This is a genomic window from Paenibacillus sp. UNC217MF (assembly GCF_000686865.1).
Lineage (GTDB): Bacteria > Bacillota > Bacilli > Paenibacillales > Paenibacillaceae > Paenibacillus_B > Paenibacillus_B suaedae.
The window spans coordinates 139184-163772 of the sequence record NZ_JMLT01000009.1; the positions used below are offsets into that span (position 1 = coordinate 139184).

Here is a 24589-nt window from a genome sequence, read left to right on the forward strand (position 1 = left end):
AGTTGTTTTAAAAGATCTATTGATTATGTAGTGAGAGAATCGTCGTTCACTATCAACGGGTTATTCTGCTGTGAGTAGTGGGGGTGCATCGTACAATAGGTAGTAGAGAAGCTTGTCAGCGTGTCTGGAGGCAAGATGCTAGACGACGCCACATTGATTTGATAGAGGAGTGCCATTCAATGGTTCATACGACAAAGGATGCTCAGTATGTATTGCAAGACTTACATACTTACGTCAAAAAACAAATGGAATTGTGGAACGTCCCAGGTTTATCGCTCGCCATTGTGAAGGACGGAGAGATAATCTTGGCGGAAGGATTCGGTTATCGGGATGTGGAACGCAAGCTACCTGTTACACCAAATACGATGTTTGCCATTGGCTCTTGTTCGAAAGCATTTACTGCAATGGTAGCCGCTCAGCTTGTAGATGATGAGAAGCTTGAATGGGATACACCTGTGCGCACGTATCTCCCTGACTTTGATATGTACGATTCGATGGCATCGGAGCGAATTACGATGCGAGACATGTTGTGTCATCGTACCGGCTTGCCGCGGCATGATAATATGTGGTACGGCTCTTTCTTGACTCGCGAGGAGATAATCAAGCGAATCAAATACCTCGAGCCTAATGTCGATTTCAGGTCAACTTGGCAGTATAACAATATTATGTATATGGCTGCTGGATATATAGCAGGGCATGTAGCGGAGTGTACTTGGGAACAGCTTGTTCAAGAGCGAATATTCGAACCGCTGGAAATGAAGGAGAGCGGCTTTTCCGTGAATGAGTTGAAGTTGCATGATAATGCGGGAGTTCCCTACATCGAACAGGAGGGGCAGCTTCGAGAAGTTGAGTATCGCAATTTCGATGCGATTGGACCTGCTGGATCTATTAATAGTACAGTCATGGACATGAGTAATTGGTTGATTGCTAATCTTGAAAATGGAGCTTTCAAAGGGAAGCGTATTATTTCAGAGAGGAATCTTGCGACCTTACATTCCCCGCAATTGTCTTGCCCACCAATGATGAATGGAAGGCGAGAATTTCCACTAAGCAGTTATGGTTTAGGTTGGGGATTCGAATCATATCGAGGATACCGCATGCTTCAGCACGGTGGTGGCATCGACGGATTTACTTCACACATCTCCTTCCTGCCCGATGAAGGGATTGGCATTGTTCTGCTGACGAACAGACAAGGTACCATGCTCCCTACATCTTTAGCATTGACTGTCTATGATAGGCTTTTGAATCTTGATCCTATTGAATGGTGTGAACAACTCCGTGAGGATATTCAGAAATGGGAAGCACAACGAAAACAAATGGCAGCCGAAAACGCTACATCAGGAGGAGAGGCCGTATTGGTTTCTTCAACCACACTTCAGAGGTATGAAGGACACTATGAGCATCCGGGTTATGGAACCATCAAGGTTCAAGTTGTGGAGAATGAACTTCAGGCTGTTTTTCATGTCGGTTGTTTTCGAATGAGTCAGACTGGGGAGCATGTATTCGCGATACATTCAGAAATATTAGGGGTAACAGCGAATATAAAATTTGCTGCCGACGAGGAAGGGAATATAATTCTGCTAAGTGCTCCGCTCAATACAGAACCCGGTGCAAAAGATATTACATTCAGACGAACAAAAAACTCAGCGGTTACATAAACGAAGGAGCTGTCCGACATGGATGATACCCATCATGCTGGACAGCTCCTTTCTTATTGGAAGTTTACCGATTCCCTCTACGAGGGCCATGGAATAAGATGCCCATTGATATTCTTGCACACCATAGTGACACGGCGGTAAACAGTAGCGCCCACACGATGGATGGTATATAGGTAACATGACTAAGATTGGCAGCATCTCCTGCTCCATTAGGCATTTTCATTGACAAGTAGACCAGATATGTGGAACTTATGACCGATTCCACAAGACAAATGAACGCAATTAGTAAATAGTAGCCGCTCCGAAGCCACGGAGGTGCGAACTTCCAGATGAGGCCTGTCAGTATGACGAAGCCAGCACACCACATCATGCCGTATCCATTACGGACAAATAGAATCAAGCTGATGAGCGCTAAGGACGCGATAGCGATCAGTCCAGCGGCTTCTTGCTTGCGAGCATGCAAATAGAACAGCAGTACAGCAAATAATGAAGCGCCAATGTATCCAGCAAGGGAGATCGGAATGGCCTTCCACGTCGACGTATAGGCAGAATAAGTAACGCCGCTCTGATTACTGAATAAATGAATGTACATCACTTTGCCTGAGAGTACTAGGGTCATAAGGGCATGAGACAGCTCGTGAATTAACGTGTCCACATTGCGGAAGAAGCTTGAGAACGGGATGAACCGCGTCAAGCAAGCGGTAGCTACAATAAATAGGATAACTTTTGTCCAAGATCGTATGTCAATCACTACTCCCTGAATCTGCAATCGATCCAATGATATTCTTATCTTGATTCCCTCTCATGATATTCGACGCTAATTTGTGTATTCCTTGAACCGGAGGGTGTAAATTTCACAAAGATAACTTGTCACGCTTGTCATGCTAGTCTGCATAATCGTCCAAGTTCCTACATAGACATGTTATCAGTGATGAGGAGTACACCGAATCGAAGAATATTGATGTCAGAGGGGATGATCTCATGCGTCGGATCACATGGGTGTTGGCCATCGTGATGAGCGTAGCAATCCTAGTAGCTGGATGCGGCAAAAAGGATGCGACTGCGGTGGTTCAAGATCTGGACAAGGTAATGAGTAAACTGGAAAGCTATGCAGGCATCGGCACGATGACACTGCACTCGGGTCAACAGCCGCTTGAATACCGGGTTGAGGTATGGTATCAGAACCCGTCGTACTACCGGATTGAGCTAAAGAATGAGAAGAAGGATATTACGCAAATTGTGCTTCGCAACAAGGAAGGCGTCTTCGTCCTGACACCAAGCTTGAATAAAATCTTCCGCTTCCAGAGTGATTGGCCAGAGAACCAAGGCCAAGTGTACTTGTATCAAACGTTAGTACGCAGCATCCTGTCTGACAACGCTCGCCAGTTCACAGCAGATGGTGAAGACTATGTATTTGAAGTGGCGGCTAATTATCAGACTGACTCTTTGGTTCGTCAGAAAATATGGTTAAACAAGGATAGCTATGCACCGAAGCAAGTACAAGTGAGTGATTCAGATTCCAAGGTCATTGTGGAAATGAAGTTCAATCAATTCGACTTCGGCAAGAAGTTCGAGCAGGATTCCTTCGATATGCAGCGCAATATGACGAGCATGAAGAACGCCGCGCTTCCAAACACGACTGTCGAGGTAAATAAGCTTCCAACAGGCGAAACGAAGGAAACGAATGCTCAAGTTGACAATTCGGAGCATCCAGACAGCACAGAGCCATCATCGGGTACGACAGAAGGAACAGGTTCGGAGACAACAGGCTCTGATGCTGGAGCAAATGATCGCAGCAATGATGAAGCTGAGCTTGGGCCATTTGGAATTATTGAGCCATCCTACTTGCCAGAGGGGGTAGCGAAGAAGGATGAGCCGGCAATTCCAGACAGCAAGGAGCATGCTGTAGTGATTCGCTATACAGGAACGTATAACTTTACCCTTATGGAATCCCGTCCGAAGGATATGGAGACAGGGCTGCCGATTGGGGAAGGCTTGAATCTTGGCTTTACGATCGGACAGTTGTCGGGCGAGGAGCAAAAGGCGCTCACCTGGATGTATGATGGTGTCAAATATCGCATCGTCAGCTCAGATCTCCCGACCGCTGAGATGGTGAAGATTGCACAATCATTAGTCGACCAGCCAGGAAAATAAGATAGCGTATCTAACTTACGCGGTCCGTATTCATGTACATGAAATTCGGGCCGCGTTTATGCGTATCTCAAGAGAGGAAACGGGAGATTCTGACTAGCTATGTGGTTTTTTCCTTAGAAAAGGGTGGTAAACACGGTCTCCGTTGGTTGACAGTCTTCCTGACGGCAAGTAACATAGGATATTGACGATTGAACGGGAGAGACGAGGAGACGGTGAAGGTGGTTGACTTGGATACGTATTTTCGCCCGACGCGCGCAGAGATTTCTTTAGATGCATTGCGCCGGAACTTGCAAGCATTTCGCAGCTCAATGTCAGCTTCGACGAAGCTAAGTGTATGTGTAAAGGCGAATGCATATGGACATGGTGCGATAGAAGTGTCTCGCGCCGCAGAACAATTTGGTGTTGATTATTTGAATGTAGCGTTCTTGGAGGAAGCGATCCAGCTTCGCAAGGCAGGCATCCATACGCCAATATTGATACTTGGATATACGCCGCCAGAAGCAATAGAAGCGGCATTTCGATATGATATAACATTGAATATATTTTCAGAAGAATGTGTGCAGGCGTTAGAGCAGCAGGCTTCTCAATGGTCTGCCAATCACGCCGGTCGCATATTGAAGGTTCATGTCAAGATTGATTCGGGTATGGGACGCCTTGGGATTCGCAGTCCAGAGGATGCGGTGCGTACGATTAACCGGTTAAGATCGATTCAAGGAGTCGAGGTAGAGGGGCTGTTCACTCACTTCGCGACAGCTGATGAGGCGGATAAGTCGTATGCGCAAGTGCAGCGTGATCGTTTCCTAACGGTTGTTGATGTCCTGAAGGAACACGGGATTACGATCCCGATCGTCCATACCAGCAACAGTGCGGCCACGATCGACATGCCGAGTTGGAGCGATCAAATGGTGCGTGTTGGTATCAGTCTGTATGGACTATATCCATCCGCTGAAGTCAATCAGCAGAGCATTGCACTAGAGCCAGTTCTTAGCTTAAAGAGTGCGGTTAGCCACAGCAAGCCGCTTCCTGCAAATGAAGGCGTTAGCTATGGGGTCAATTACCATACAGGAGATGGTGAATGGATAGCTACGATGCCGGTAGGCTACGCAGACGGCTATTCACGCTTGCTGCAGCGTAAAGCCTCGATGCTCATTCGAGGGCAACGTGTACCGGTAGTAGGGACTATTTGTATGGATCAGTGCATGCTGTCTTTGCTGCCATTAGGCGAGGCTGCTAGCACTATTGGAGCAGGTGAGGAAGTTGTGCTCATTGGCCGTCAAGGCGAGGAATGCATAACGGCAGCCGAGGTAGCAGAATGGTTAGGCACGATACATTATGAGGTCACATGCATGATCGCGAATCGTGTACCGCGCGTATATATCGACAACGGGCAAGTCGTGAAGGTGTCGAATCCGCTCCTTCTGGGATAAATACTGCAGGTTGCAGTGCCGCGCATCTGATGATTCGGCATATGGAACCATTTACCGCGAAACTTTTTGCGGAACTTGAAGGATTTTGGTGTCCCAAGGGCGAATGAAATGGAGAGGCTCAGTGGGGATGTTGTTGAGACGAACTTGTTGGTGATGCAACATACTTCGTCTGCATTGGGCATATATATTCTTTTGTATAAATTTTCTACGGAATCGACATAATGGTAACTAGGCAGGAAAGGTTTTGGGGGTGCGAGGACAGGTGGCAAATATTCAGAACACCAAACGGATCATGATCAGCTTGCCCGACCAATTATTACAAGAAGTGGACGGCATCGTCGCTATGGAGAAATCCAATCGGAGTGAATTTATCCGACAAGCGATGAAATTATATTTGAACGAGCGCAAGAAACGGCACATTCGTGAATCGATGCAGCGTGGCTATATGGAAATGGCGAAAATCAATCTCACAATGGCATCGGAGGCTTTTTATGCGGAAGAAGATGCGGATGGCACTCTCGGCCGTTTGGTTAGCGGGGTGTAAACATTGATTGTGAAGCGCGGCGACGTATTTTTTGCGGATTTATCGCCCGTCGTTGGTTCGGAACAGGGAGGGGTTCGACCTGTCCTCGTCATACAGAACGATATTGGCAACCGATTCAGTCCAACGGTGATCGTTGCGGCGATTACAGCCCAGATCCAGAAGGCGAAATTGCCGACCCATGTCGAAATCGATGCGGAAACCCACGGCTTTGATCGTGATTCGGTCATATTGCTGGAACAGATTCGTACGATCGATAAGCAGCGTTTGACGGATAAGATAACGCACTTGGATGAGGAAACGATGCGCAAGGTTGATGAAGGCTTGCAAATTAGTGTGGGCTTGATCGACTTCTAGATACGATATTGAGAATGAGAAGAACGGGGATTGCCTCGTTCTTTTTTGCTATGAGCAGAAATAGGGATACAGCTATATCCCTCTGTGAATCGGATCATAACGATTTGTGACCTTTACGCTGGAAAATAAGGCTCAATTTTGCGAAAATAGAGAGAGCATAATGATCAGGCATCAATCTAAGAAACCGTAAATGTCGGACAAGTGCCGGCGATACCTAATATCTCGAATTCTACGATGAGGGTTCGGGTTGCAGAGAGGATGTAACGAATGGCAGGACAAGAATCCGTTATCGATATGACAGCATTGGAACCCTTGCTAGAACAGATGGCTGCGGAACAGCCAAAACGACTGCGCAAGCAGCTTATAAGCGAATTATCACTGAATCCGAAGCAGGTAGATGCAACTATCAGCTTATTGGATGAGGGCAATACGATTCCATTTATCGCGCGATATCGTAAGGAAATGACTGGAGAGCTGGATGAGAACCAGTTGCGCGCACTCGAAGAGCGGCTTGCTTATGTACGCGGGCTGGAGGATCGCAAACGTGAGGTGCTTCGTCTGATTGCGGAGCAGGGCAAGCTGACAGCGGATCTGCAGCAAGCAGTTGTAGGAGCTTCGAAGCTACAAGAGGTAGAGGATTTGTACCGTCCCTATCGCCAGAAGAGGAAAACGCGGGCAAGCGTGGCGAAGGAGCGGGGGCTTGAGCCGCTGGCGAACTGGATCCTGACGTTCCCGAAGCAAGGCAGCGCGCTAGCGGAAGCTGCTTCATATGTGAATGAAGAAGCGGGCGTTGCTACCGCTGAGGATGCGGTGCAGGGTGCGCTTGATATTATAGCGGAGATGGTGGGCGATGATCCTGCTATACGTGCCTGGGTTCGTAAGTTTACATTTGATCAGGGCATAATTCGTACCGAAGCGAAGGATAAAGAGCAGGAATCGGTATATGAGATGTACTATGCGTACACGGAACCGGTTCGCAGGCTGCCTTCTCATCGGATATTGGCGATTAACCGCGGTGAGCGTGAGGACATTCTGAAAGTTGCGTTAGATGTGCCTGTGGAACAGGTACATGCTTATATGGAGCGGAAAGTGATCCAACGCGACTCTGTCGTCACTTCCTTACTGAAGGCGACGATTGAAGATGCATATAAGCGACTAATTGCACCGTCGATTGAGCGGGATGTACGCAATGAGCTAACTGACAAGGCTGAGGAGCAAGCAATCCAAGTGTTCGCACAGAACTTGCGAAGTCTTCTATTACAGCCGCCAGTAAAGGGGAAGACCGTATTAGGTGTCGACCCCGCTTTCCGGACAGGCTGCAAGCTGTGCGTGGTCGATGATACAGGCAAGCTGCTGGAAGTAGCAGTAACGTATCCAACAGCCCCTCACCATAAGGTGGCAGAGGCTGAGCAGACGTTCAGCAGACTCGCAGACAAGTACGGGGTTGAGTTGGTCGTAATCGGCAACGGAACCGCTTCTCGCGAGACCGAGCAATTTGTTGCAGATTGGTTGAAGTCCCGTCCAGGCGGTGGAGCTGGCATCCAATATGTAATCGTCAATGAGGCTGGCGCTAGTGTCTATTCGGCTTCTAAGCTAGCCCAAGAGGAGTTTCCTTCTCTGGATGTTGCAGAGCGCAGTGCAGTATCGATTGCTCGTCGGATGCAGGATCCATTAGCGGAGTTGGTTAAAATTGAACCTAAGGCTATTGGAGTTGGCCAGTATCAGCATGATGTGGCTCCTAAGCGGCTGGAGGAGAGCTTGGGCGCCGTTGTGGAATCGGCAGTTAACCATGTTGGTGTAGATTTGAACACGGCTTCTCCGTCCTTGTTGTCTTATGTATCAGGCATCAATGCAACCTTGGCTAAGAACATCGTGAAGTACAGGGAAGAGAACGGGAAATTTACGGTTCGCAAGCAGCTGCAGAAGGTGCCGCGTCTGGGGCCGAAGGCATTTGAGCAATGTGTAGGATTTCTCCGTATTCCAGATGGAGATCTTCCTCTTGATAAGACGCCGATTCACCCAGAGTCGTATGGAGTTGTAGATCGGCTGTTCGCGCTCATGGGACTTCGTACGGAGGATATTGGGACAGCTGCGTTAACACAGGCACTGAGCGGGGCGAATCTAAATGAGCTGGCTGAGAAGTTAGAGGTAGGTACACCTACACTGAGGGATATTATCGACAGCTTGCTGCGTCCGGGTCGCGACCCGCGCGAGGAGTTGGCGCCGCCTATTTTCCGTACAGATGTCCTCCAAATTGAGGACTTGAAACCTGGTATGGAGCTGAAGGGAACGGTTCGCAACGTTATTGACTTCGGTGCATTTGTTGATATCGGCATTAAGAATGACGGCCTCGTGCATATTTCTCAGCTTAGCGACCGTTTTGTGAAGCATCCGCTTGATGTTGTCTCTGTTGGTGATAATGTAACGGTATGGGTACTGCAAGTGGATATGAAGAAGGGCCGGGTCGGTCTTACAATGAAGGCTCCGAAGTAAAGAGGGATAAAGCGATAGAACGAAAGCATTAAATCCGTATATGTAATACATGCAATCGTAAAATATGAAACATGACGGTAGCATATTGCAGCATGACGAAAGTCCCCCGATGAGGAAGTCGGACGGTCTCACACCTTGTTAGGAGACGCCGTTCGTTCAATCGGGGGTTTTTGCCTATATGCGATGATGATCTAAGGCCTGACTTTCTGCTTGTGCATGTTTCGCAGCGTACGGAACCATTTACGTATGCGCACGCGGCTTCGAACGGTAAAAAAACCAACACTCATTTAATAGCTTAATTTGACGGCGATCCTTCTTATTGAAGGCGCGCATTAGCTGATTGCATAACCATTGCGGCATGAGTATCCCTCCTTCGGCGGGGACGAGAGAATCGTCGTTGTAACGCTATCATATGGGCGTTGGCCGCATTTGGTGCAGGTCCGCAATCGTCTCTGCAAGTATCTCTACAGGTATCACTGCAAGTTTCTCATAGGAATTCATGCTCCATTCTTGTTGTTGTAGGGAACAACCTTTCCCGATACAATGTAGGCATACCCCGAAAGCAACTTATCTCGAACAGGATTAGAAATAGCAGACTGAGACGAAGAGGCGAAAGGGGGATGAAGATGTCAGATGAACAGCTGCAAGCTTGGATCGAACAGGTTTCGCTCCGTGATTTCGGGAAGCCTTTTCGGCATAAGGCACGTTATAATTCGCGACTGAAGTCAACAGGAGGACGCTACTTGCTGCGCTCGCATGACATAGAAATCAATCCGAAGCAGCTGGAGCAGAATGGTCTGGAAGAAGTTGAACGTATTATTAAGCATGAGCTCTGTCACTACCATCTGCACTTGGAAGGGAAAGGGTACAAGCATCGAGATACAGATTTCAGACAGCTGCTGCAAGCAGTTGGAGGATCTAGATATTGCAAATCCCTGCCGGATGTTGCCCGCAACCGTCAAATGCCTTATCGATACCACTTGGAATGTGTACAGTGCGGACAAGCTTATATGCGCAAACGCAAGGTGGATGTTCGTAAGTATGCATGTGGTCGTTGTCACGGAAAATTGAAGATGCTGCTGATGACCGAGCAGGTGGAGAAATAATGTTCTGCCAATGTACAGCAATGATGTTCAGCATATAGCATTAATCGTACTGGTAGGGAACTAATTAAACAATAGCTGAGGGAGGTCTTGTCATGCCGAAATGCGAGGGAAAGGTTGTTGCAATTACAGGTCCACGCAAAGCCGAGGAGATGTCATTGCTTGTTGCGAAGCAGGGAGGATTGCCGCTAGTAAGGCCAACTCAAGGGACGATGTTCGAGCATTTTGACCATCTGGCTGCCGAAGTGGACAAGGTAATAGACAAGCCTGTACAGTGGGCTGTCTGGACGACAGGAATAGGGCTTGAGAAGCTGTTGGAGGCAGCGCGTGAAGCGGGAAGAGAAGAGGCATTGCTAGTGAAGCTGAAGCAGATACGGCATGCAGCACGAGGCTACAAAACCGTTAATGCATTGAAGCGGCTTGGCATCGTCCCGGATATTCGAGATGATGATGGCTCGACGGTTGGACTGGTAAGGGCTATGGCGTCTTATGATGCTGAACAATGGCGCGGCTCATTAGTTGCGCTGCAATTGCATGGAGATCCAGCCCCAACCCTGAACGCATTTCTCGCTGATGCAGGTGCGCAATCTATAGAGCTGATGCCCTACCGGCATACCCCGCCCGATGAGGCCGTACTGGAGCAGTTCACTTCAGAGCTGTTGTCGGGACAGATAGATGCAGTTGCCGTAACGGCTGCTCCACAACTTCGATTCCTATTTGCTTATGCGAAGGAAAGAGGAATGGCGGATAAGCTGCTCCAGATCTTCCAAGAGCGAACACTGCTTGCGGCGGTGGGCAAAGTTACAGCTGCAGCGGCGATCGATGAAGGGATAAAGCGGATGTTAGTTCCAGATGAGGAGCGAATGGGGGCGTTAATCGTTGCCTTGTCACGCTGGTTTGAAGCGAACTGATTGGCTGTTTGTCTGCTATTTTTACATTTATTTTTTGAAATGTGTTGACACTATATCGGATTCATGATAAATTAGTACTTGTCATTCCCTGATAGCTCAGTTGGTAGAGCACTCGACTGTTAATCGAGTTGTCACAGGTTCGAGTCCTGTTCGGGGAGCCATTCATGGAGAGGTACCCAAGAGGCCGAAGGGGGCGCTTTGCTAAAGCGTTAGGGTGTAACAGCCGCGAGGGTTCGAATCCCTCTCTCTCCGCCACAATGGTACAGACAAGATCCCGCAAGGGATTTTTTTGTTATCTATACATATTGCATCATCGTCGAAATGGATAAAGCAAGGGTAACTGTGAGAGATCGCGGTTATTCCTTGCTTTTTTTCATACACTATGGAGGCATTCAGTGTGAACAGATGATGGTCATTCTGTTTCGCCAATTGTTCAGTGCGTTTAATGAATGTAATGGTGGGTTTCATAAAATCGGCTTGAAGTAGCAGCGGAATACACCATATACGGATTGTTATCCGTGGGGGGTGAGCGTAATGGGGAGTAAACGTGATAAACAGAAGCAAGCATGGAACGAGAAAAAGACAACGAAAGCAGACTCGAACAAGGATAAGGACACGGTATCGTACGATACTGATGAGATCATAGATGAGGCAGAACGCATTTTGCAGGGTTCTGTTGATGAAGTGAAGTACGCGCTCCGCTATTGGCATCCTTATGATTTAGCGGTCGTATATCGTCATGTAAATTTGTCGCAGCGCTCTCGGTTGCTTGAGGTGCTGGAAGTAGGTCAGCTAACGGAAATGATCCGTGAGTTGAATCCGGATCTTCAACTGGAGTCGTTCCAGATGCTTGGCCGCAATCGTGCGGCAGAAGTATTGAACCGGATGGACAATGATGACTTGGCTGATATGATGGCAGCGGTTAGCGTGGAAGAGAAGGAGTTCTTGCTTTCGCTCATGGAGCGGGAGGAGAGCGACACAGTACGCCGCCTGATGACCTATGAACCGGAAACAGCGGGCGGATTGATGACGAACCGCTATGTCTGGTTCTATGAGCGTTACACTGTGCGGGAAGCGGTTGAGAAGGTAAAGGCGTTCGCTGAGATGACGAAGAACGTCCACTATCTGTATGTAGTCAATGAACAGAAGCGGCTGGTCGGTACGTTGACTTACCGTGAATTGGTGCTGGCTCCGGAGACAGATACCATCCAATCGCTTATGAATGAGAAGGTCATTTCCGTTACTGTCGATACGGATCAAGAGGAAGTGGCCCGACTATTTGAACAATACGATTTCTTGTCCATGCCTGTTGTTGATCCAGATGACAAGCTGCTTGGGATCGTAACCGTTGATGATGTCATTGACGTCTTGCGAGAAGAAGCTCATGAGGACATTAATAAGTTGTCGGCAACGGATAAGACGATTGACTTTCGAACGAACCCTTTCACAGCAGCCCGCAGACGTTTGCCATGGTTGATTATGCTTCTATTCCTTGGGCTTGTGTCGGGAAGCATTATTAGTTGGTTTGAGGGGACGCTGCAGCAGGTTGTTGCGCTCACCTTCTTCATGCCCATGATTGCAGGGATGACAGGAAACACAGGCACGCAGTCGCTTGCTGTGGTAATACGCGGACTTGCCTCAGAGCATTTAGACAAGGGAACAGTCACGAGGCTCCTGTGGCGAGAATTGTTCGTAGGTCTGATCATCGGCACGGTGTGCGGTACTGCGGTTGCCCTTGTAGCGGGGATATGGCAGGGAAGCTTAGCGCTGGGGCTGGTAGTGGGCTGCTCTCTATTCCTGACGGTTATCATTGGTACAATGGCGGGTACAGTGATTCCTATTATGCTGTATAAGCTTAACGCGGATCCAGCAGTCGCATCTGGGCCACTCATTACAACATTGAATGATATCTTTTCACTGACGGTTTATTTCGGTACAGCCACCTTGTTCTTGTCGTATTTAATCTGAGGAGACGGGCATATTATAAGAGCAATAAATCGTATCGAATAGGTTGTAGAGAATAGCTGTCGGATAAGGAAAAAACGGTTCATAAATATGGTAAAAAAGTTTTTTAAAAAAAGGCTTGTCAACGGTCGTATCGTTTGATATACTCTTAATTGTCGCCGAGAGGTGATGAGAAAGAAGTAAGAAACGACAACGATATGGCCCGTTGGTCAAGGGGTTAAGACACCTCCCTTTCACGGAGGTAACAGGGGTTCGAATCCCCTACGGGTCACCACTTCAATCCTTGTTGGAGTGACATGGCGAACAGCAATGTTCTTGCACCATGAGCCATTAGCTCAGTTGGTAGAGCACCTGACTTTTAATCAGGGTGTCGAAGGTTCGAGTCCTTCATGGCTCACCAGTTTTATTCCTCGGTTGAGATGTCAATAGACATCCTTCCCAAAATACGTGCGGTAGTGGTGGAATGGCAGACACGCTATCTTGAGGGGGTAGTGGGCGTACGCCCGTGGAGGTTCGAGTCCTCTCTACCGCACCAAATTAACTAATGACAACTCCTTGCGCAGCAAGGAGTTTTTTAGTGTTTCAATCATGTTCGGCTGACGTTTCATTACATGCGTTATTTTTGGTTTAGGGACGAGAGCCATGATAAATGCCTAAAACTACTAGATGTGTATATAAGCGAATAAATCTCTTTACCATAAGAGTCGTTGAGAAAATAGAATCTCGCGGCTCTTATTTATGTTATGGTGAACGCTGATCGATCGGACTATTGAAAATGCCGAGGTTGATAGTAAGTTAACTGAAGTGATGGAGAGGGACGACTACAAGTAATGAGAGTGTAAATCTATTTGTTTTGGATATAAGCCAAGTCATATTGAGAGAAACTTCAATACTATGGAATATGTACGAACTAATAGAGTAACTCTCTTGAGAAATGATAAGCTGATGGCGGTTCGAAAAGGAGTTTGTTTATGGACAATCATTATCGTTTTCTAAACGTTCATCCATTTTCATCATGGCTTGCAAAGGCATCCGGGATCATCGTACCTGTGTTGCCTAAGGGAGGAACAGGTGCTACAGGAGCAACGGGTTCAACCGGATCAAATGGTCAGAACGGCGTCACAGGGAGCACAGGCTCTACCGGAATCACAGGGTTAACAGGAACTACAGGCTCAACAGGTGCAACGGGGGTAACGGGAGCTACTGGAACGACAGGTATAACCGGATCGACTGGAATAGGTTCGACTGGGGTAACTGGCGCAACGGGATCGACAGGTGTAACGGGTTCTACGGGTGCAACGGGGATTACTGGCTCTACCGGAGCCACCGGGGCAACGGGAGCAACAGGGACGAGCATTACCGCGACATCCTCGTATGCTGCCAATACTACCGGAGCATCGATCGCGGTCGTCTTGCTAGGTACGCTCGTTCCACTCCCAAGCGCCCAGAACATTGGATCTGGAATAAGCGTGAATGGCTCAAACGATACTTTTACCGTAACTACGGCGGGAAGATATTACATCTCGTATCAGCTCAACTTAACCGCGGGCTTGTTGCTGGGATCTAGACTGCTTATCAACGGTGCAGCGAACGTAGCCTCTACGATAACACCCGTTCTTACGTTATCTACCTTTAACAATGACGTCATTCTTACCTTGGCTGCGAACACGACAATATCGCTCCAATTGTTCGGACTTCTAGGAACAGCTACGCTTATTAATAATGCTGCTGGTGCTGCTCTAACCATCATTCACTTAGGCTAGAAATGCAACTAGAAATGGAGCGGTAATCGCTATGCAATCTGACTACGAAAAGAGCCGTTGAGGAGGATCTCACGGCTCCTTTTGCGTTATTCCTGTGATGAGTCTTCGCACCACTGAAATCCATTCTTGTTCTTATCCGTAATAGGACGAATTACACGACAGGCATTTCTGTACCGGTTGCTAGACGTCTTTACGGGCTATTCCCGATATGTCGGCTTGCCTAGCAGCTTATCTAACGTCACCATCTCAATGCCTTGTCGATTTAGCTCCTCAATGATGTGAGGGAGCGCCTTGACGGTACCGTTTAAGTCATGATTTTTACCGCCGGCAGCATGCTGGAGCACGATAGCACCAGGAGTCAGGTGAGACATAATGTTGGCTTCAATTTGCTCTGCGGTGAGCCCTTTCCAATCTAGGGAATCAACATTCCAGTTCACGATCAGCATGTGTTGTGAGGCAAGCCATTTAATTTGCTCTTCACTTATATTGCCGTAAGGCGGTCGAATGAAGTTGATCGTACGTCCCGTAGCAGCTCGCAGAATATTCTGTGTGCGAAGAATCTCATTATGGAAGGCCTCATTAGTGAGCTTCGGCAGATTCGCATGATCATAGGAATGATTGCCGACGATATGGCCTTCTTCTAGGATGCGCATCATGATCTCTGGATATTTCTCCGCCCGATTGCCGACAACGAAGAATGTTGCCTTAACCCCATAGTTACGCAACACATCAAGAACCTGCGGGGTAAAGTGGTTGTCGGGAACATCATCGAATGTCAGGGCAACCCTCTTTTCGTCAGATGGGCCCTGCATGATGAAGTGGGAGCGGTATTTCCTGCGCAGTTCAGATAAGGTGAGCGGCTTAGGGCTCCGTACATCGCTCTCATTGCCGCCGACGAAGGAAGGAGCTTCCTTCGTCGCGACACGTGCTTGCCGTTGTTGAATCGAATATCCTTCATGCGATTTTTGGGCGGAAGGGGACTGAGGGGACGTGCTTGTCGTGCTGCAACCCGATGCATATATGCTTAGCATGGTACATAATCCGAGCAGAATTGGTCGTGTAATCATTGGCGGAACCTCCTGAACCGATGCTCATCAAATTAAGTATTGTACATAGGGTTCGGAGGAAGGTCGTAAATTATCCATACGACACGGATTTTATTCGTATAGCGCATCCCTTAATTTGGTAGACATCTGGCTGTGACCACCATTTTGTTTCCTTGCGGAACTCAGTGCTTTGCGCAGGCGCTCATTCTCTGCTTGAAGTTCCTTAATTTCTTCAACCATCTCTTTGATCAAAGGTGAGCAGTCCTTGTTATGGGCTTCAATAAGTGCTGCAGCTCTATGCTGCAAATCCTGCCATTGCTGTTCATTCATCATCATATGACTCCTATTCTATAGCGTACATTTCCTATCTACTCATTATAAGGCAAAAAGAAAGAGCCGTCACATGACGGCTCTGCGGGATGGCGCTTATTTGTTTTTCCACATTTGCTCGACTTGCTTCATATCCAGGATGTGCATGCGATCCATTGCATAACTTCCTGTCATCGCAATCCCTTCAGAGGCAGACTCATAATTGATATATAAGGAATCATCAGCAACAGTTATTTCTTCAGCCATTGGAGGTCCGTCAAGCTTCAGCTTAAGCTCAGCGTTATCCAAGAACCATAGCGGAACTTCCTTGTTGCTAATCGTTACCTTCTGGTGAGGCGCTTGCCCACGAGGATCGGTGAAGAACAGCATCGTGCTATTGCTGTTACGACCATAGGAATCACTCAATACCCAGTGGCCATTCCAGAACGATACGCCTTGAATTCGATTCGGAATCGAGAGGAGCTGCTCAGGTACCAGCTTGTCGCCGGAATTTTTTAGTTGCATAGGCAATCCTGTATTCGGATTTACCGAGAATCCCTCAATCCAAGCGCGATATTGGTCGCCATCACGGTTGGTCATATGATGGGAGGTATCTGTTGGATAGCTTGTGCCGTGCGCAAATTCGCCAACCCATAGTTTTCCGTTCTCGAAGGCAATGAAGGATGCGTTCGTATTGACCTTGAATTGTCCGTCGAAAATAAGCTGTCCGCCATCTTCTGTCTGCTTCATCTTATCGATGGATACATATCTGGCCTTGCTGCCGGAAGCAACGAACACATAACCATTTGTGATGGCAACGCCGCCGGCGTGACCCGTATATGGATCTCCTACAGCATCATACAGCTCGAAGGATTTCAGCAGCTGACCGGTTTTGGCATCCATAATCGCGATAACGCTGACACCGACATCACGGTAGCCTGACATAACAAGCCATCCCTGTTCCGCGGAGTAGGCAAGGCCCTGCGGGATAACAAGCTCGTGCAGACCAGGAATAATAGGTCCATCCTGTGCAATGTTGAGCAGCAGCTTGAACTCGTTCTTGTCAATGCGAAGCTTCGGATTCACCTCTTGTTGTGTCAGTTTGCCAGCAGCCACTGCCGCAGCCGCACTTGGAGTTGTGTTGGATCCTTGTGTGACTGGTGCAGCAGCTTGATTGAAGCCCGCCGGCACTTCTTCACCATTGGCACAGGCAACGGCAGATGACAAGAGAATAGAGGAGAGCAGCAGTGCTTGAACACCTTTACGACTACGTGAAGAAGTAGACTGAGATTTCATTACATAGCCTCCTTAAGTAGATGAGATGGTACATAGATAAGAGCAGCTGCATGCAGTTGTCTTATTATTTAAAAGTTGAATTCGCGAGTGCTGAGACGATATGCTTCTGTGCAAAAGCAAACACAATGACAATCGGCAGAATAACCATCACACTTGCAGCGCTAAGCAAATGGAAGGTAAGTGCTTCGTCGCCTGCTACTGCATCGCGCATCATCGCAACCGCAACCGTCAGCACACGCATGCTGTCCGAGTTCGTCATAATAAGCGGCCAGAAGTACGAGTTCCAGCTGCCGATAAAGGTGAGCACGATCAGTGTCGCAATCGTCGGCATCGCCATCGGAACGAGAATGCGATACAGCTGATGGAACCGGCCAGCACCGTCGACTCGAGCAGCCTCCAGCACATCATTGTTAAGCGACTTGAAAGCTTGACGAAGCAGGAAGATGCCGTAAGCAGACGCACCATGCGGAACGATCAATGCCAAGAAAGTGTTGAGCCAGCCAATCTTGGACATCATCACATATACAGGAACGAAGGTTACTTGTTCCGGAACGATCAACGCAGCAAGCACGAGAACGAACCATTTATCGCGTCCCCAGAAATTTCCCTTCGCGAAGGCGAAGGCAGCCCAGATGGCAACATTAATCTGCAGAATCATAATCCCAAGCGTCTGCACGGCTGTATTGAAGAAATAACGACCGAACGGAGAAGCCTGAAATGCATCAATATAGTTCTGAAAGCGGAACGATTCAGGCCAGAAGGACGGAATCGCGAGCCGCAGCTCGAACGGTGTTTTTAAAGAAGTGACAACGAGCCAATAGGTTGGAAAGAACATCACTAATGTAATGAGGATGGCTGCTGCCAACCGGATGGATGAAAATAAGGATTTTGACATCCGCTAAGCCTACCCTTCGTAATGAACTCTTTTTTTCGAAATCCACAGCTGGATTACGGTTAAGGCGATAATAATGATGAAGAAAATAACGACCAGTGCAGATGCGCGGCCTGTCCGGAACTCGGAAAAGGCCATCTGATAGATCCAGAACACCATCGCCTTCGTTGCATTCAGCGGTCCGCCGTTCGTCATAATATTGATCGACTGGAATACTTGCATCGATCCGATGAAGTTTGTAATGACAAGGAACAACGTCATTGGAGACAGTAATGGGATCGTAATATTGCAGAATTGGTTCCAGCGAGAAGCGCCATCGATGCTAGAAGCCTCATAGTATTCAACTGGGATGCTGCGCAAGCCGGCAATGAACAGCAGCATTGCGAAGCCGACGCCTTTCCATAGGGATACCGTAATAAGAGCGCCGAGCGCCGTGTTCGGATTCGTCATCCAGTTGATCTTATCGAATCCTGCCAAGTCCAATAGGTAGTTGGCAAGGCCGTATTCACCGTTAAATATCCACAAGAAAATCATGGCTGCGACGACCATAGAGATGTAGTATGGCATGAAGATGATCGAACGCAAGAAATTATAAAACTTGGATTTAGAGTTGAACAAAAGTGCGAGTAGAAGCCCAATAACAATCGTAAAGAACACGTCGAAAATCGTGTATTTGAACGTAATCGTAAGTACCTTCCAGAAGTCTTCACTGGATAACAGCTTCGTATAGTTATCCGCCCCGATAAATTTCATCACTGGCCGCGACATATTCCAGTTCGTTGTACTAATGAAGATCGAGAATACCAGTGGAACATACGTAAAAATAAGCAGGAACAACAGTGCCGGCAGCGCGAAGCTGAAATCCTTCAACTTCTCGGAGAAGCGGTACCATGACCAAGGCCGCTTGTACTTCACAGCTTCTGCCGGCGTATCATTCGAAATTCCGGAATTACCATTCATCTGTTTAATCGCCCTCTCCTTTAGAACAATGATAAAGAAAGGTCAAGCCAAAGCCGCATGCCCTGTTCCCGTGTGGTATATAGGGGAGACGACCTTGCTTGACCACAGATGTACACACGCAATTGTTAGTTGCTATCTAGTTGCTATCTTCGAGTACCTTGTTAATTTCCACAGCTGCTTCCTTCATCAATTTCACTGGGTCGCCTTTTTCAAGAACCATCTTGCCCATTGCTTCGATGTAGAGGTTGCTGAACTCAGGGTACAATGGATGCTGCATGCGCGCTTGCACTTGGTCGAAGTTGTCAAGCACGGCTTTGTATTGTGGCCAACGCTGCATGTACGCTTTGCCTTCTTCTGTATCGATGGCCGACTTGTGTGTAGGGAGGTAGCCTACTTTTTCTGCCCACTTCAAATTGTTCTCTTTGCCTGTCATGAATTGAATGAACTTCCAAGCTGCTTCTTTTTGATTGTCCTTAGCACCTTTCATCATGACGATGCCAGCGCCGCCGATATTGGAGATGCGTGTTTTGTCACCCGGCAAGAAGGAAACGCCAACTTCGAACTTCGCATTTTCCACGTATGTTTTGATCATTGCGGAAGTGTGCTCAACCATACCAATTTTGCCTTCCAGGAACATTTGACGCATTGTGCCAGAAGCACCTTTGCCGTAACCGATGTGCATGTTGCCTTCATCAACCCAACGCTTGAAGTTCTCGATGTAGCGCAGGCTTTCAGGTGTATCGATTGCTGCTTTTGTCATGTCTTCGTTCAGAACAGAACCGCCGCCGTTAATCATCCAAGGATCGTAGTACCAGTTATCCCAGCCTGGAACGGAAAATGCATAGCGAACTGTTTTTCCGTCTTTCTTCTCTGTAACTTTCTTATTGTAGTCTTCGATTTCTGCCCAAGTTTGCGGAGGCTGAACGCCGAGCTTATCAAGCAATGTTTTGTTGTAGACCATAACACTCGTACTTACGATTAGCGGGAATCCAAATTGACGGCCTTCATACGCATATGCCTTAAGCATGCCTTCTGAGAAGTCGGAAGTATCAACCTTGTCGCGCTCTACATAAGGTGTCAAATCTTCGAAAATACCATCACGAGAGAAGATAGGCAAGGAAGATACTTCAACGTTCGTTACCGCTGGAACATCGCCGGCAGCTACAGCCGCAAGCAGCTTCTTATGTAAGTCTTCATATCCGCCCTGGTATACAGGCTCAACAGTAATGTAAGGATATTTCTTCTGGAACTCCCCGATCATATAGTTCAAGCCCTCAGTCTGAGCTTCTGCATGGGAGTGCCAATATTGAATTTTAACAGGTGTCTTATCTTCCTCCTTCACAGCAGGCGCGCTTGCACCTGATTCACTGCTTTGGCCTTCTCCAGAAGATGAACCGCTCGAACAACCAATAACGGATATAAATAGTAGAGAGATGACAGTGAGCAGGGTAAACCAGCGTTTTGCTTTCATAATTACACTCCTTAGTAGAATTAAAATAACAGGTTCCCATAGTGATACATCTTGTTAGCTTTAGCTAACCAATCCAAATCTTTAGCGAAATTCGTCGAATCTGTGCACATGCCTCATTGTAAATGCCAATATTAAACATAGCGTTAAGCAGAAGATAAGGAATTGTAAATAATTTCATTGCTTGTTTATGGGAACCTTGTGGCAAAAGCTTATCTCATCTTATGTGAATGCGTTTTCAATCATTACTATAGAAACTCATGATTTCGTAAATTTCTATTAAAGCTAAATCGCTTTAATTATTAGTAGATTGTGTATGAAAAGGTATCTTGCAATACACAGTAGTGAGTGATACAATGTAGGAAATTACCAATGACAAGGGAAGGTGGTGGAGATGTCGTGAATGTTCAATTTAAAAAGGGAGTTCTGGAGCTGTGTGTACTTGTACTTACCTATGAACAAGATCGATACGGGTATGAGCTTGTTCATCGCATCTCAGAGAAGTTCCAGGTCGCAGAGGGAACGATGTATCCACTGCTTCGCAGATTGACACAGGAAGGGTATTTTTCAACTTATCTGAAGGAGTCTCCAGAGGGGCCTCCGCGCAAGTATTACAAGCTGACGGATACGGGCAAGACCTACATGCATGAAATGTTGAAGGAATGGAGTCTATTCTCCAAAGGTGTAGATGAGATGATTAAGGAGGTAATGTCAAAATGAGCATGCAGAAGTTAGAATTTCTCGTAAGATTGGAACGGGAGCTGGGGGAGATTCCTTCGGCGGAGCGTGCGGAGATCATGACGGACTTTGAGGCTCACTTCCAAGATGCGATGCAGACTGGCAAGACCGAAGAGGATATTCTAAATGCACTGGGCAGTGTACAGACCATTGCAAACGAAATTCTTGAACAGCATCGTCAGCAGGCTTCACTAGAGGGACAGACTGAGGAGGATACACGCTCTAATGGTGAAGGAGAACGCAGTGATGGATATTCAGTAAGTGAAGAAACGCATGCTGAGGAATCGTCTCACACATTCTCTGCTTCTTCCTTTAGTCAAGAAGATCGCAGTCAATCGAATTTATGTATTCACACACTCCGCATACATACTAGTGAGGTGGATGTCGCCATTGAATCATATGAAGGAGACCGGATCGGCTATCGCATCGAATCGGATGAGCCAGAGAAGTTCGATATTCGTGATTATATAGACGGAGATACGTATACAATATCGGCTCGAATGAGATACAATGCGAAGCGCTTTTTCTCCTTTATCAATTTACGGTATGGCGACCAGAAGTTATATATCCGTGTACCTAGCAGCTACCAAGGAGACATTCAAGTGGTGTCTGAATCAGGAGATATTGACATGCAGCATGTTCGTGCAGACCAATTACAATTGGAATTGTCATCAGGAGATGGAGTGATTCGGCAAGGGGCATTTCAGGATGTACGAATAATAAGCAAATCCGGAGATATCCGTATGGAATATAGCTCGGCCGAACGGATAAGTATGGAGGCATCTTCAGGTGACGTGGACGTCAGCCGCATTAACACGCATACAATGGCAGTTAGGACATCATCCGGAGATGTAGAAATTGATCAGCTTCATGCTGAAGAGCTGCGTGCAGAAGTCACGTCAGGTGATCTTAGTCTCAGCGACGGTGTCGGACTTAATTGGTACTTGTCCTCTTCTTCAGGAGATATTGAAGCAGAGCGAATTCGAGCTAATATGGATATCGTTAGCCACTCTGGAGAAGTTGAAATCGACGAATTGAACGGAGCACTCCTGTTGAAGTCGAGTAGCGGGGACGTGGAGTGCACATTGGGTCGTGATATTGGCCCTTCGGTGATTGAAAGTAAATCCGGGGATATCGACGTTCGAATCTCCTCGTGGGCGGCGAATGTTCAGATTGAGGCGATGGCAGATCACGGAGACTTGTCCGTGAAGCTTCCGCAAGTACTTACAGAGACGGAACGTCGGGATTACTACCGCGGAAGTATTGGAGTGGATGGACCTGTAGTTCGGATTGCATCTGTAAGTGGCGATATCGAGCTTCGGGAGACAAGAGCCTGACAGATATAGGTGCGCCTCATTTCAATGTTTATTTTTCTGCTTGCAGATATTCACATTTCTATTCACATTTCTTGAACTGTTGATTATAATAAATACAGTAATGTTGCCTCAATTCAAAAAAAATGACCATAGTGAAAATTAATCTCATTCTCAATACACATGCTGCTTCCAACACGGAAGCAGCATGATGCATTTTTAGGGGATTAACAACGATAGTCATTTTCATTTGAAGAGAGGATGAAATGAAATGAACAATACAATTTCGATGACAACATCATGGAAGCAATGGCTTGGCGAACATAAAGAATCCTGCGCAGCAGCTGGAAGCCTGCTGTTTCTGCTGCTAGCCATGTTCAGCAATCAGCTTGCTGAACAATGGGCGGTAGCGTGCTATGTACTGTCTTACGTGTGTGGAGGATGGCTTAAGCTGAAGGAAGGCATTGTTACGCTGCTTCGCGACAAGGATTTGGATGTTAACCTACTCATGATTGCTGCCGCACTTGGTGCTGCTTCGATTGGATACTGGTCTGAAGGCGCAGTGCTCATTTTCATTTTTGCATTGAGTGGCGCACTTGAAACCTTTACGATGAACCGCAGCTCGCGAGATATCTCTGCGCTGATGGATTTGAAGCCGGAGCAAGCGCTCGTCATTCGAAATGGGATTGAATGGTTACTGCCTGTAGAGCAGTTGATAATAGGGGATCTTGTGCTTGTAAAGCCAGGTGAGCGTATACCAGCAGATGGAACGGTTCAGGATGGCCAATCCTCTGTCAACCAATCCTCGATTACAGGAGAGAGCATTCCTGTAGATAAGGCCATGGGGGATGACGTATACGCAGGAACGGTGAATGGGCAAGGGGCTTTGTATGTTACTGTATCGAGATCAAGTGACTCGTCTCTCTTCGCGAAGATCATTCGCCTCGTTCAAGAAGCTCAGAGTGAGATGCCCAAGTCGCAGCGGATGATTGAGAAATTCGAACATATATACGCAAGAGTGATTATTGCTGCAACCTTGGCGCTTGCAGTTCTTCCCCCACTGCTGCTGCAAGAAGCATGGTCGGATGCCTTTTATCGGGCAATGGTATTTCTCGTTGTGGCCTCACCATGCGCATTGGTTGCCTCTATCATGCCAGCAACACTGTCTGCTATTTCGAACAGCGCACGAAAAGGCGTTTTGTTCAAGGGAGGCGCATATTTGGATCTTATCTCGCACGTAAAGGCAATTGCCTTTGACAAGACTGGAACGCTCACCTCCGGCAAGCTGGAGGTTACGGATGTCATTCCGTATGAATCAATGGATAAACGGGAGCTTCTATCTGCTGCCGGAGCGTTGGAGAAGCTGTCCACACATCCGATCGCTAAGGCAATTGTTGCTGAAGCAGAGCGTAACCAAGAGCATACAGAAGCCACTGAGCGTTTGCTGCGCCCTACTCAATTCCAAGCACATGCCGGGCAGGGCATTGAAGCTGAATGGGAAGGGAAGCAATGGAGAATCGGCAAGCCGTCATATATTTGCTCTGAGCAAGGGATGGATGAGATGATTCGCGCTCAGATCGAATCTTTGCAATGCAAAGGCAAGACGGTGATTGTGGTGGAGAGATCCGAGCGTGTTGTCGGTGTGATCGCGCTCCAGGATCGCATTCGCCCAGAGGCGATTGAAATGGTGAAGCAACTGAAGCGGCAGGGCATAGAGGTGGCCATGCTGACAGGCGATCAGAGACAGACGGCAAGTTCTATTGCTTCCCAAGCAGGAATTGACTTGGTGTTCTCCGAACTGCTGCCTGAAGATAAGCTCAACATTATTAAGAAGCTTAAGGAGCAATATGGACAGGTGGCGATGGTAGGCGATGGCGTCAATGATGCGCCTGCACTGGCCAGTGCAACTGTCGGGATTGCTATGGGGGCGGCAGGCAGTGACGCAGCTTTGGAGACCGCCGACATTGTCTTGATGAACGATGATCTGGCCAACATCGCGCATGCGATCGTGCTGGGGAGAAGAACACAGTCGATTGTAAAGCAGAACATCATATTCGCTGTAGCGGTCATTACGGGGTTAATTGCAACTAACTTCATACTCGGGATTCCTCTCCCGCTTGGAGTCGTCGGACACGAGGGGAGTACGATTCTTGTCATCCTGAATGGGCTTCGGCTACTGCGATCCTAACATAAAA

General features: G+C 47.6%; 21 protein-coding genes and 5 tRNA genes. 18 read left to right on the forward strand and 8 right to left on the reverse strand.

The window, feature by feature from the left end; translation table 11 throughout:
- The first annotated feature begins 179 nt into the window (after positions 1 to 179).
- The gene (locus BP95_RS0106260; protein ID WP_028531671.1) at positions 180 to 1658 is read left to right on the forward strand and encodes a serine hydrolase; all 1479 of its coding nucleotides are present in this window, start codon (positions 180 to 182) and stop codon (positions 1656 to 1658) included.
- Positions 1659 to 1722: 64 nt separating this feature from the next.
- On the opposite strand, the gene BP95_RS0106265 is transcribed toward BP95_RS0106260, so the two are convergent.
- Positions 1723 to 2409 carry a M50 family metallopeptidase gene (locus BP95_RS0106265; protein ID WP_231515055.1) on the reverse strand — a complete coding sequence of 229 codons (687 nt, stop codon included), beginning with the start codon at positions 2407 to 2409 and terminating at the stop codon, positions 1723 to 1725.
- A gap of 230 nt (positions 2410 to 2639) precedes the next feature.
- On the opposite strand from BP95_RS0106265, the gene BP95_RS0106270 reads away from it, so the two are divergent.
- The 5 genes from BP95_RS0106270 (at position 2640) to BP95_RS0106290 (ending at position 8630) form a co-directional block, all read left to right on the forward strand.
- Positions 2640 to 3812, forward strand: coding sequence for a LolA family protein (locus tag BP95_RS0106270; RefSeq protein ID WP_021254413.1), 1173 nt, complete (start codon positions 2640 to 2642; stop codon positions 3810 to 3812).
- 188 nt (positions 3813 to 4000) lie between these two features.
- A complete protein-coding gene (gene alr / locus BP95_RS0106275) occupies positions 4001 to 5239 on the forward strand; it encodes an alanine racemase (protein WP_321163065.1) in 1239 nt (412 codons plus the stop codon).
- A gap of 262 nt (positions 5240 to 5501) precedes the next feature.
- Entirely contained in the window at positions 5502 to 5783 is a 282-nt protein-coding gene (locus BP95_RS0106280; RefSeq protein WP_019422582.1) for a CopG family ribbon-helix-helix protein, read from the forward strand.
- Between the two features lie 3 nt (positions 5784 to 5786).
- Positions 5787 to 6137: a type II toxin-antitoxin system PemK/MazF family toxin gene (locus BP95_RS0106285; protein ID WP_019422581.1), complete on the forward strand. Its 351-nt coding sequence runs from the start codon at positions 5787 to 5789 to the stop codon at positions 6135 to 6137.
- 294 nt (positions 6138 to 6431) lie between these two features.
- Positions 6432 to 8630: a Tex family protein gene (locus BP95_RS0106290; RefSeq protein ID WP_414813094.1), complete on the forward strand. Its 2199-nt coding sequence runs from the start codon at positions 6432 to 6434 to the stop codon at positions 8628 to 8630.
- Between the two features lie 240 nt (positions 8631 to 8870).
- Here BP95_RS0106290 and cmpA read toward each other — a convergent pair whose 3' ends face one another.
- Entirely contained in the window at positions 8871 to 8990 is a 120-nt protein-coding gene (cmpA, locus tag BP95_RS32940) for a cortex morphogenetic protein CmpA (protein ID WP_021254410.1), read from the reverse strand.
- Positions 8991 to 9256: 266 nt separating this feature from the next.
- On the opposite strand from cmpA, the gene BP95_RS0106300 reads away from it, so the two are divergent.
- The 9 genes from BP95_RS0106300 (at position 9257) to BP95_RS0106340 (ending at position 14372) form a co-directional block, all read left to right on the forward strand.
- Positions 9257 to 9736: a SprT family protein gene (locus BP95_RS0106300; RefSeq protein ID WP_036591415.1), complete on the forward strand. Its 480-nt coding sequence runs from the start codon at positions 9257 to 9259 to the stop codon at positions 9734 to 9736.
- 92 nt (positions 9737 to 9828) lie between these two features.
- The gene (locus BP95_RS0106305; RefSeq protein WP_028531676.1) at positions 9829 to 10644 is read left to right on the forward strand and encodes a uroporphyrinogen-III synthase; all 816 of its coding nucleotides are present in this window, start codon (positions 9829 to 9831) and stop codon (positions 10642 to 10644) included.
- Between the two features lie 85 nt (positions 10645 to 10729).
- Positions 10730 to 10805: transfer RNA gene (locus tag BP95_RS0106310), tRNA-Asn, on the forward strand.
- Positions 10806 to 10810: 5 nt separating this feature from the next.
- Positions 10811 to 10899: transfer RNA gene (locus BP95_RS0106315), tRNA-Ser, on the forward strand.
- 279 nt (positions 10900 to 11178) lie between these two features.
- Positions 11179 to 12612 carry a magnesium transporter gene (mgtE, locus tag BP95_RS0106320; protein WP_028531677.1) on the forward strand — a complete coding sequence of 478 codons (1434 nt, stop codon included), beginning with the start codon at positions 11179 to 11181 and terminating at the stop codon, positions 12610 to 12612.
- A 196-nt stretch (positions 12613 to 12808) separates the two neighbouring features.
- Positions 12809 to 12883: transfer RNA gene (locus BP95_RS0106325), tRNA-Glu, on the forward strand.
- A 50-nt stretch (positions 12884 to 12933) separates the two neighbouring features.
- Positions 12934 to 13009, forward strand: a tRNA-Lys gene (locus BP95_RS0106330).
- A gap of 49 nt (positions 13010 to 13058) precedes the next feature.
- Positions 13059 to 13144 (forward strand) — tRNA-Leu (locus BP95_RS0106335).
- A 436-nt stretch (positions 13145 to 13580) separates the two neighbouring features.
- Positions 13581 to 14372 (forward strand): BclA C-terminal domain-containing protein, encoded by a 792-nt coding sequence (locus BP95_RS0106340; RefSeq protein WP_021256405.1) that lies wholly within the window; start codon positions 13581 to 13583, stop codon positions 14370 to 14372.
- 197 nt (positions 14373 to 14569) lie between these two features.
- Here the strand turns inward: BP95_RS0106340 and BP95_RS0106345 are convergent, their stop codons facing one another.
- From BP95_RS0106345 to BP95_RS0106370, 6 genes are all read right to left on the reverse strand, one after another.
- Entirely contained in the window at positions 14570 to 15439 is an 870-nt protein-coding gene (locus BP95_RS0106345; RefSeq protein ID WP_021256404.1) for a polysaccharide deacetylase family protein, read from the reverse strand.
- Between the two features lie 90 nt (positions 15440 to 15529).
- A complete protein-coding gene (locus tag BP95_RS0106350; protein WP_021256403.1) occupies positions 15530 to 15748 on the reverse strand; it encodes a hypothetical protein in 219 nt (72 codons plus the stop codon).
- 96 nt (positions 15749 to 15844) lie between these two features.
- Positions 15845 to 17023 (reverse strand): hypothetical protein, encoded by a 1179-nt coding sequence (locus tag BP95_RS0106355; protein ID WP_028531679.1) that lies wholly within the window; start codon positions 17021 to 17023, stop codon positions 15845 to 15847.
- A 64-nt stretch (positions 17024 to 17087) separates the two neighbouring features.
- Complete coding sequence (locus BP95_RS0106360; protein WP_028531680.1) at positions 17088 to 17918, reverse strand: carbohydrate ABC transporter permease; 831 nt, start codon at positions 17916 to 17918, stop codon at positions 17088 to 17090.
- A 9-nt stretch (positions 17919 to 17927) separates the two neighbouring features.
- Entirely contained in the window at positions 17928 to 18875 is a 948-nt protein-coding gene (locus tag BP95_RS0106365; RefSeq protein ID WP_021256400.1) for a carbohydrate ABC transporter permease, read from the reverse strand.
- Positions 18876 to 19011: 136 nt separating this feature from the next.
- Complete coding sequence (locus BP95_RS0106370) at positions 19012 to 20346, reverse strand: ABC transporter substrate-binding protein (RefSeq protein ID WP_021256399.1); 1335 nt, start codon at positions 20344 to 20346, stop codon at positions 19012 to 19014.
- Positions 20347 to 20742: 396 nt separating this feature from the next.
- Here BP95_RS0106370 and BP95_RS0106375 point away from each other — a divergent pair, with 396 nt between their 5' ends.
- The 3 genes from BP95_RS0106375 to BP95_RS0106385 all read left to right on the forward strand — a co-directional run bounded on the left by BP95_RS0106375 (position 20743) and on the right by BP95_RS0106385 (position 24582).
- Positions 20743 to 21063: a PadR family transcriptional regulator gene (locus BP95_RS0106375; protein WP_021256398.1), complete on the forward strand. Its 321-nt coding sequence runs from the start codon at positions 20743 to 20745 to the stop codon at positions 21061 to 21063.
- On the forward strand, positions 21060 to 22418 hold the full coding sequence (locus BP95_RS0106380; RefSeq protein ID WP_028531681.1) for a DUF4097 family beta strand repeat-containing protein: 1359 nt from the start codon (positions 21060 to 21062) through the stop codon (positions 22416 to 22418). The genes BP95_RS0106375 and BP95_RS0106380 overlap by 4 nt, the downstream gene beginning before the upstream one ends.
- A gap of 247 nt (positions 22419 to 22665) precedes the next feature.
- Positions 22666 to 24582 (forward strand): heavy metal translocating P-type ATPase, encoded by a 1917-nt coding sequence (locus BP95_RS0106385; RefSeq protein WP_021256396.1) that lies wholly within the window; start codon positions 22666 to 22668, stop codon positions 24580 to 24582.
- Positions 24583 to 24589 lie beyond the last annotated feature (7 nt).

Excerpts from the sequence above, each read along its gene's own strand:
- BP95_RS0106260 (WP_028531671.1), top strand. The coding sequence starts at position 180 with ATGGTTCATACGACAAAGGATGCTCAGTATGTATTGCAAGACTTACAT.
- BP95_RS0106270 (WP_021254413.1), top strand. The coding sequence starts at position 2,640 with ATGCGTCGGATCACATGGGTGTTGGCCATCGTGATGAGCGTAGCAATC.
- BP95_RS0106290 (WP_414813094.1), top strand. The coding sequence starts at position 6,432 with ATGACAGCATTGGAACCCTTGCTAGAACAGATGGCTGCGGAACAGCCA.
- cmpA (WP_021254410.1), bottom strand. The coding sequence starts at position 8,990 with ATGCCGCAATGGTTATGCAATCAGCTAATGCGCGCCTTCAATAAGAAG.
- BP95_RS0106300 (WP_036591415.1), top strand. The coding sequence starts at position 9,257 with ATGTCAGATGAACAGCTGCAAGCTTGGATCGAACAGGTTTCGCTCCGT.
- BP95_RS0106305 (WP_028531676.1), top strand. The coding sequence starts at position 9,829 with ATGCCGAAATGCGAGGGAAAGGTTGTTGCAATTACAGGTCCACGCAAA.
- mgtE (WP_028531677.1), top strand. The coding sequence starts at position 11,179 with ATGGGGAGTAAACGTGATAAACAGAAGCAAGCATGGAACGAGAAAAAG.
- BP95_RS0106340 (WP_021256405.1), top strand. The coding sequence starts at position 13,581 with ATGGACAATCATTATCGTTTTCTAAACGTTCATCCATTTTCATCATGG.
- BP95_RS0106345 (WP_021256404.1), bottom strand. The coding sequence starts at position 15,439 with ATGATTACACGACCAATTCTGCTCGGATTATGTACCATGCTAAGCATA.
- BP95_RS0106350 (WP_021256403.1), bottom strand. The coding sequence starts at position 15,748 with ATGAATGAACAGCAATGGCAGGATTTGCAGCATAGAGCTGCAGCACTT.
- BP95_RS0106355 (WP_028531679.1), bottom strand. The coding sequence starts at position 17,023 with ATGAAATCTCAGTCTACTTCTTCACGTAGTCGTAAAGGTGTTCAAGCA.
- BP95_RS0106360 (WP_028531680.1), bottom strand. The coding sequence starts at position 17,918 with ATGTCAAAATCCTTATTTTCATCCATCCGGTTGGCAGCAGCCATCCTC.
- BP95_RS0106365 (WP_021256400.1), bottom strand. The coding sequence starts at position 18,875 with ATGAATGGTAATTCCGGAATTTCGAATGATACGCCGGCAGAAGCTGTG.
- BP95_RS0106370 (WP_021256399.1), bottom strand. The coding sequence starts at position 20,346 with ATGAAAGCAAAACGCTGGTTTACCCTGCTCACTGTCATCTCTCTACTA.
- BP95_RS0106380 (WP_028531681.1), top strand. The coding sequence starts at position 21,060 with ATGAGCATGCAGAAGTTAGAATTTCTCGTAAGATTGGAACGGGAGCTG.
- BP95_RS0106385 (WP_021256396.1), top strand. The coding sequence starts at position 22,666 with ATGAACAATACAATTTCGATGACAACATCATGGAAGCAATGGCTTGGC.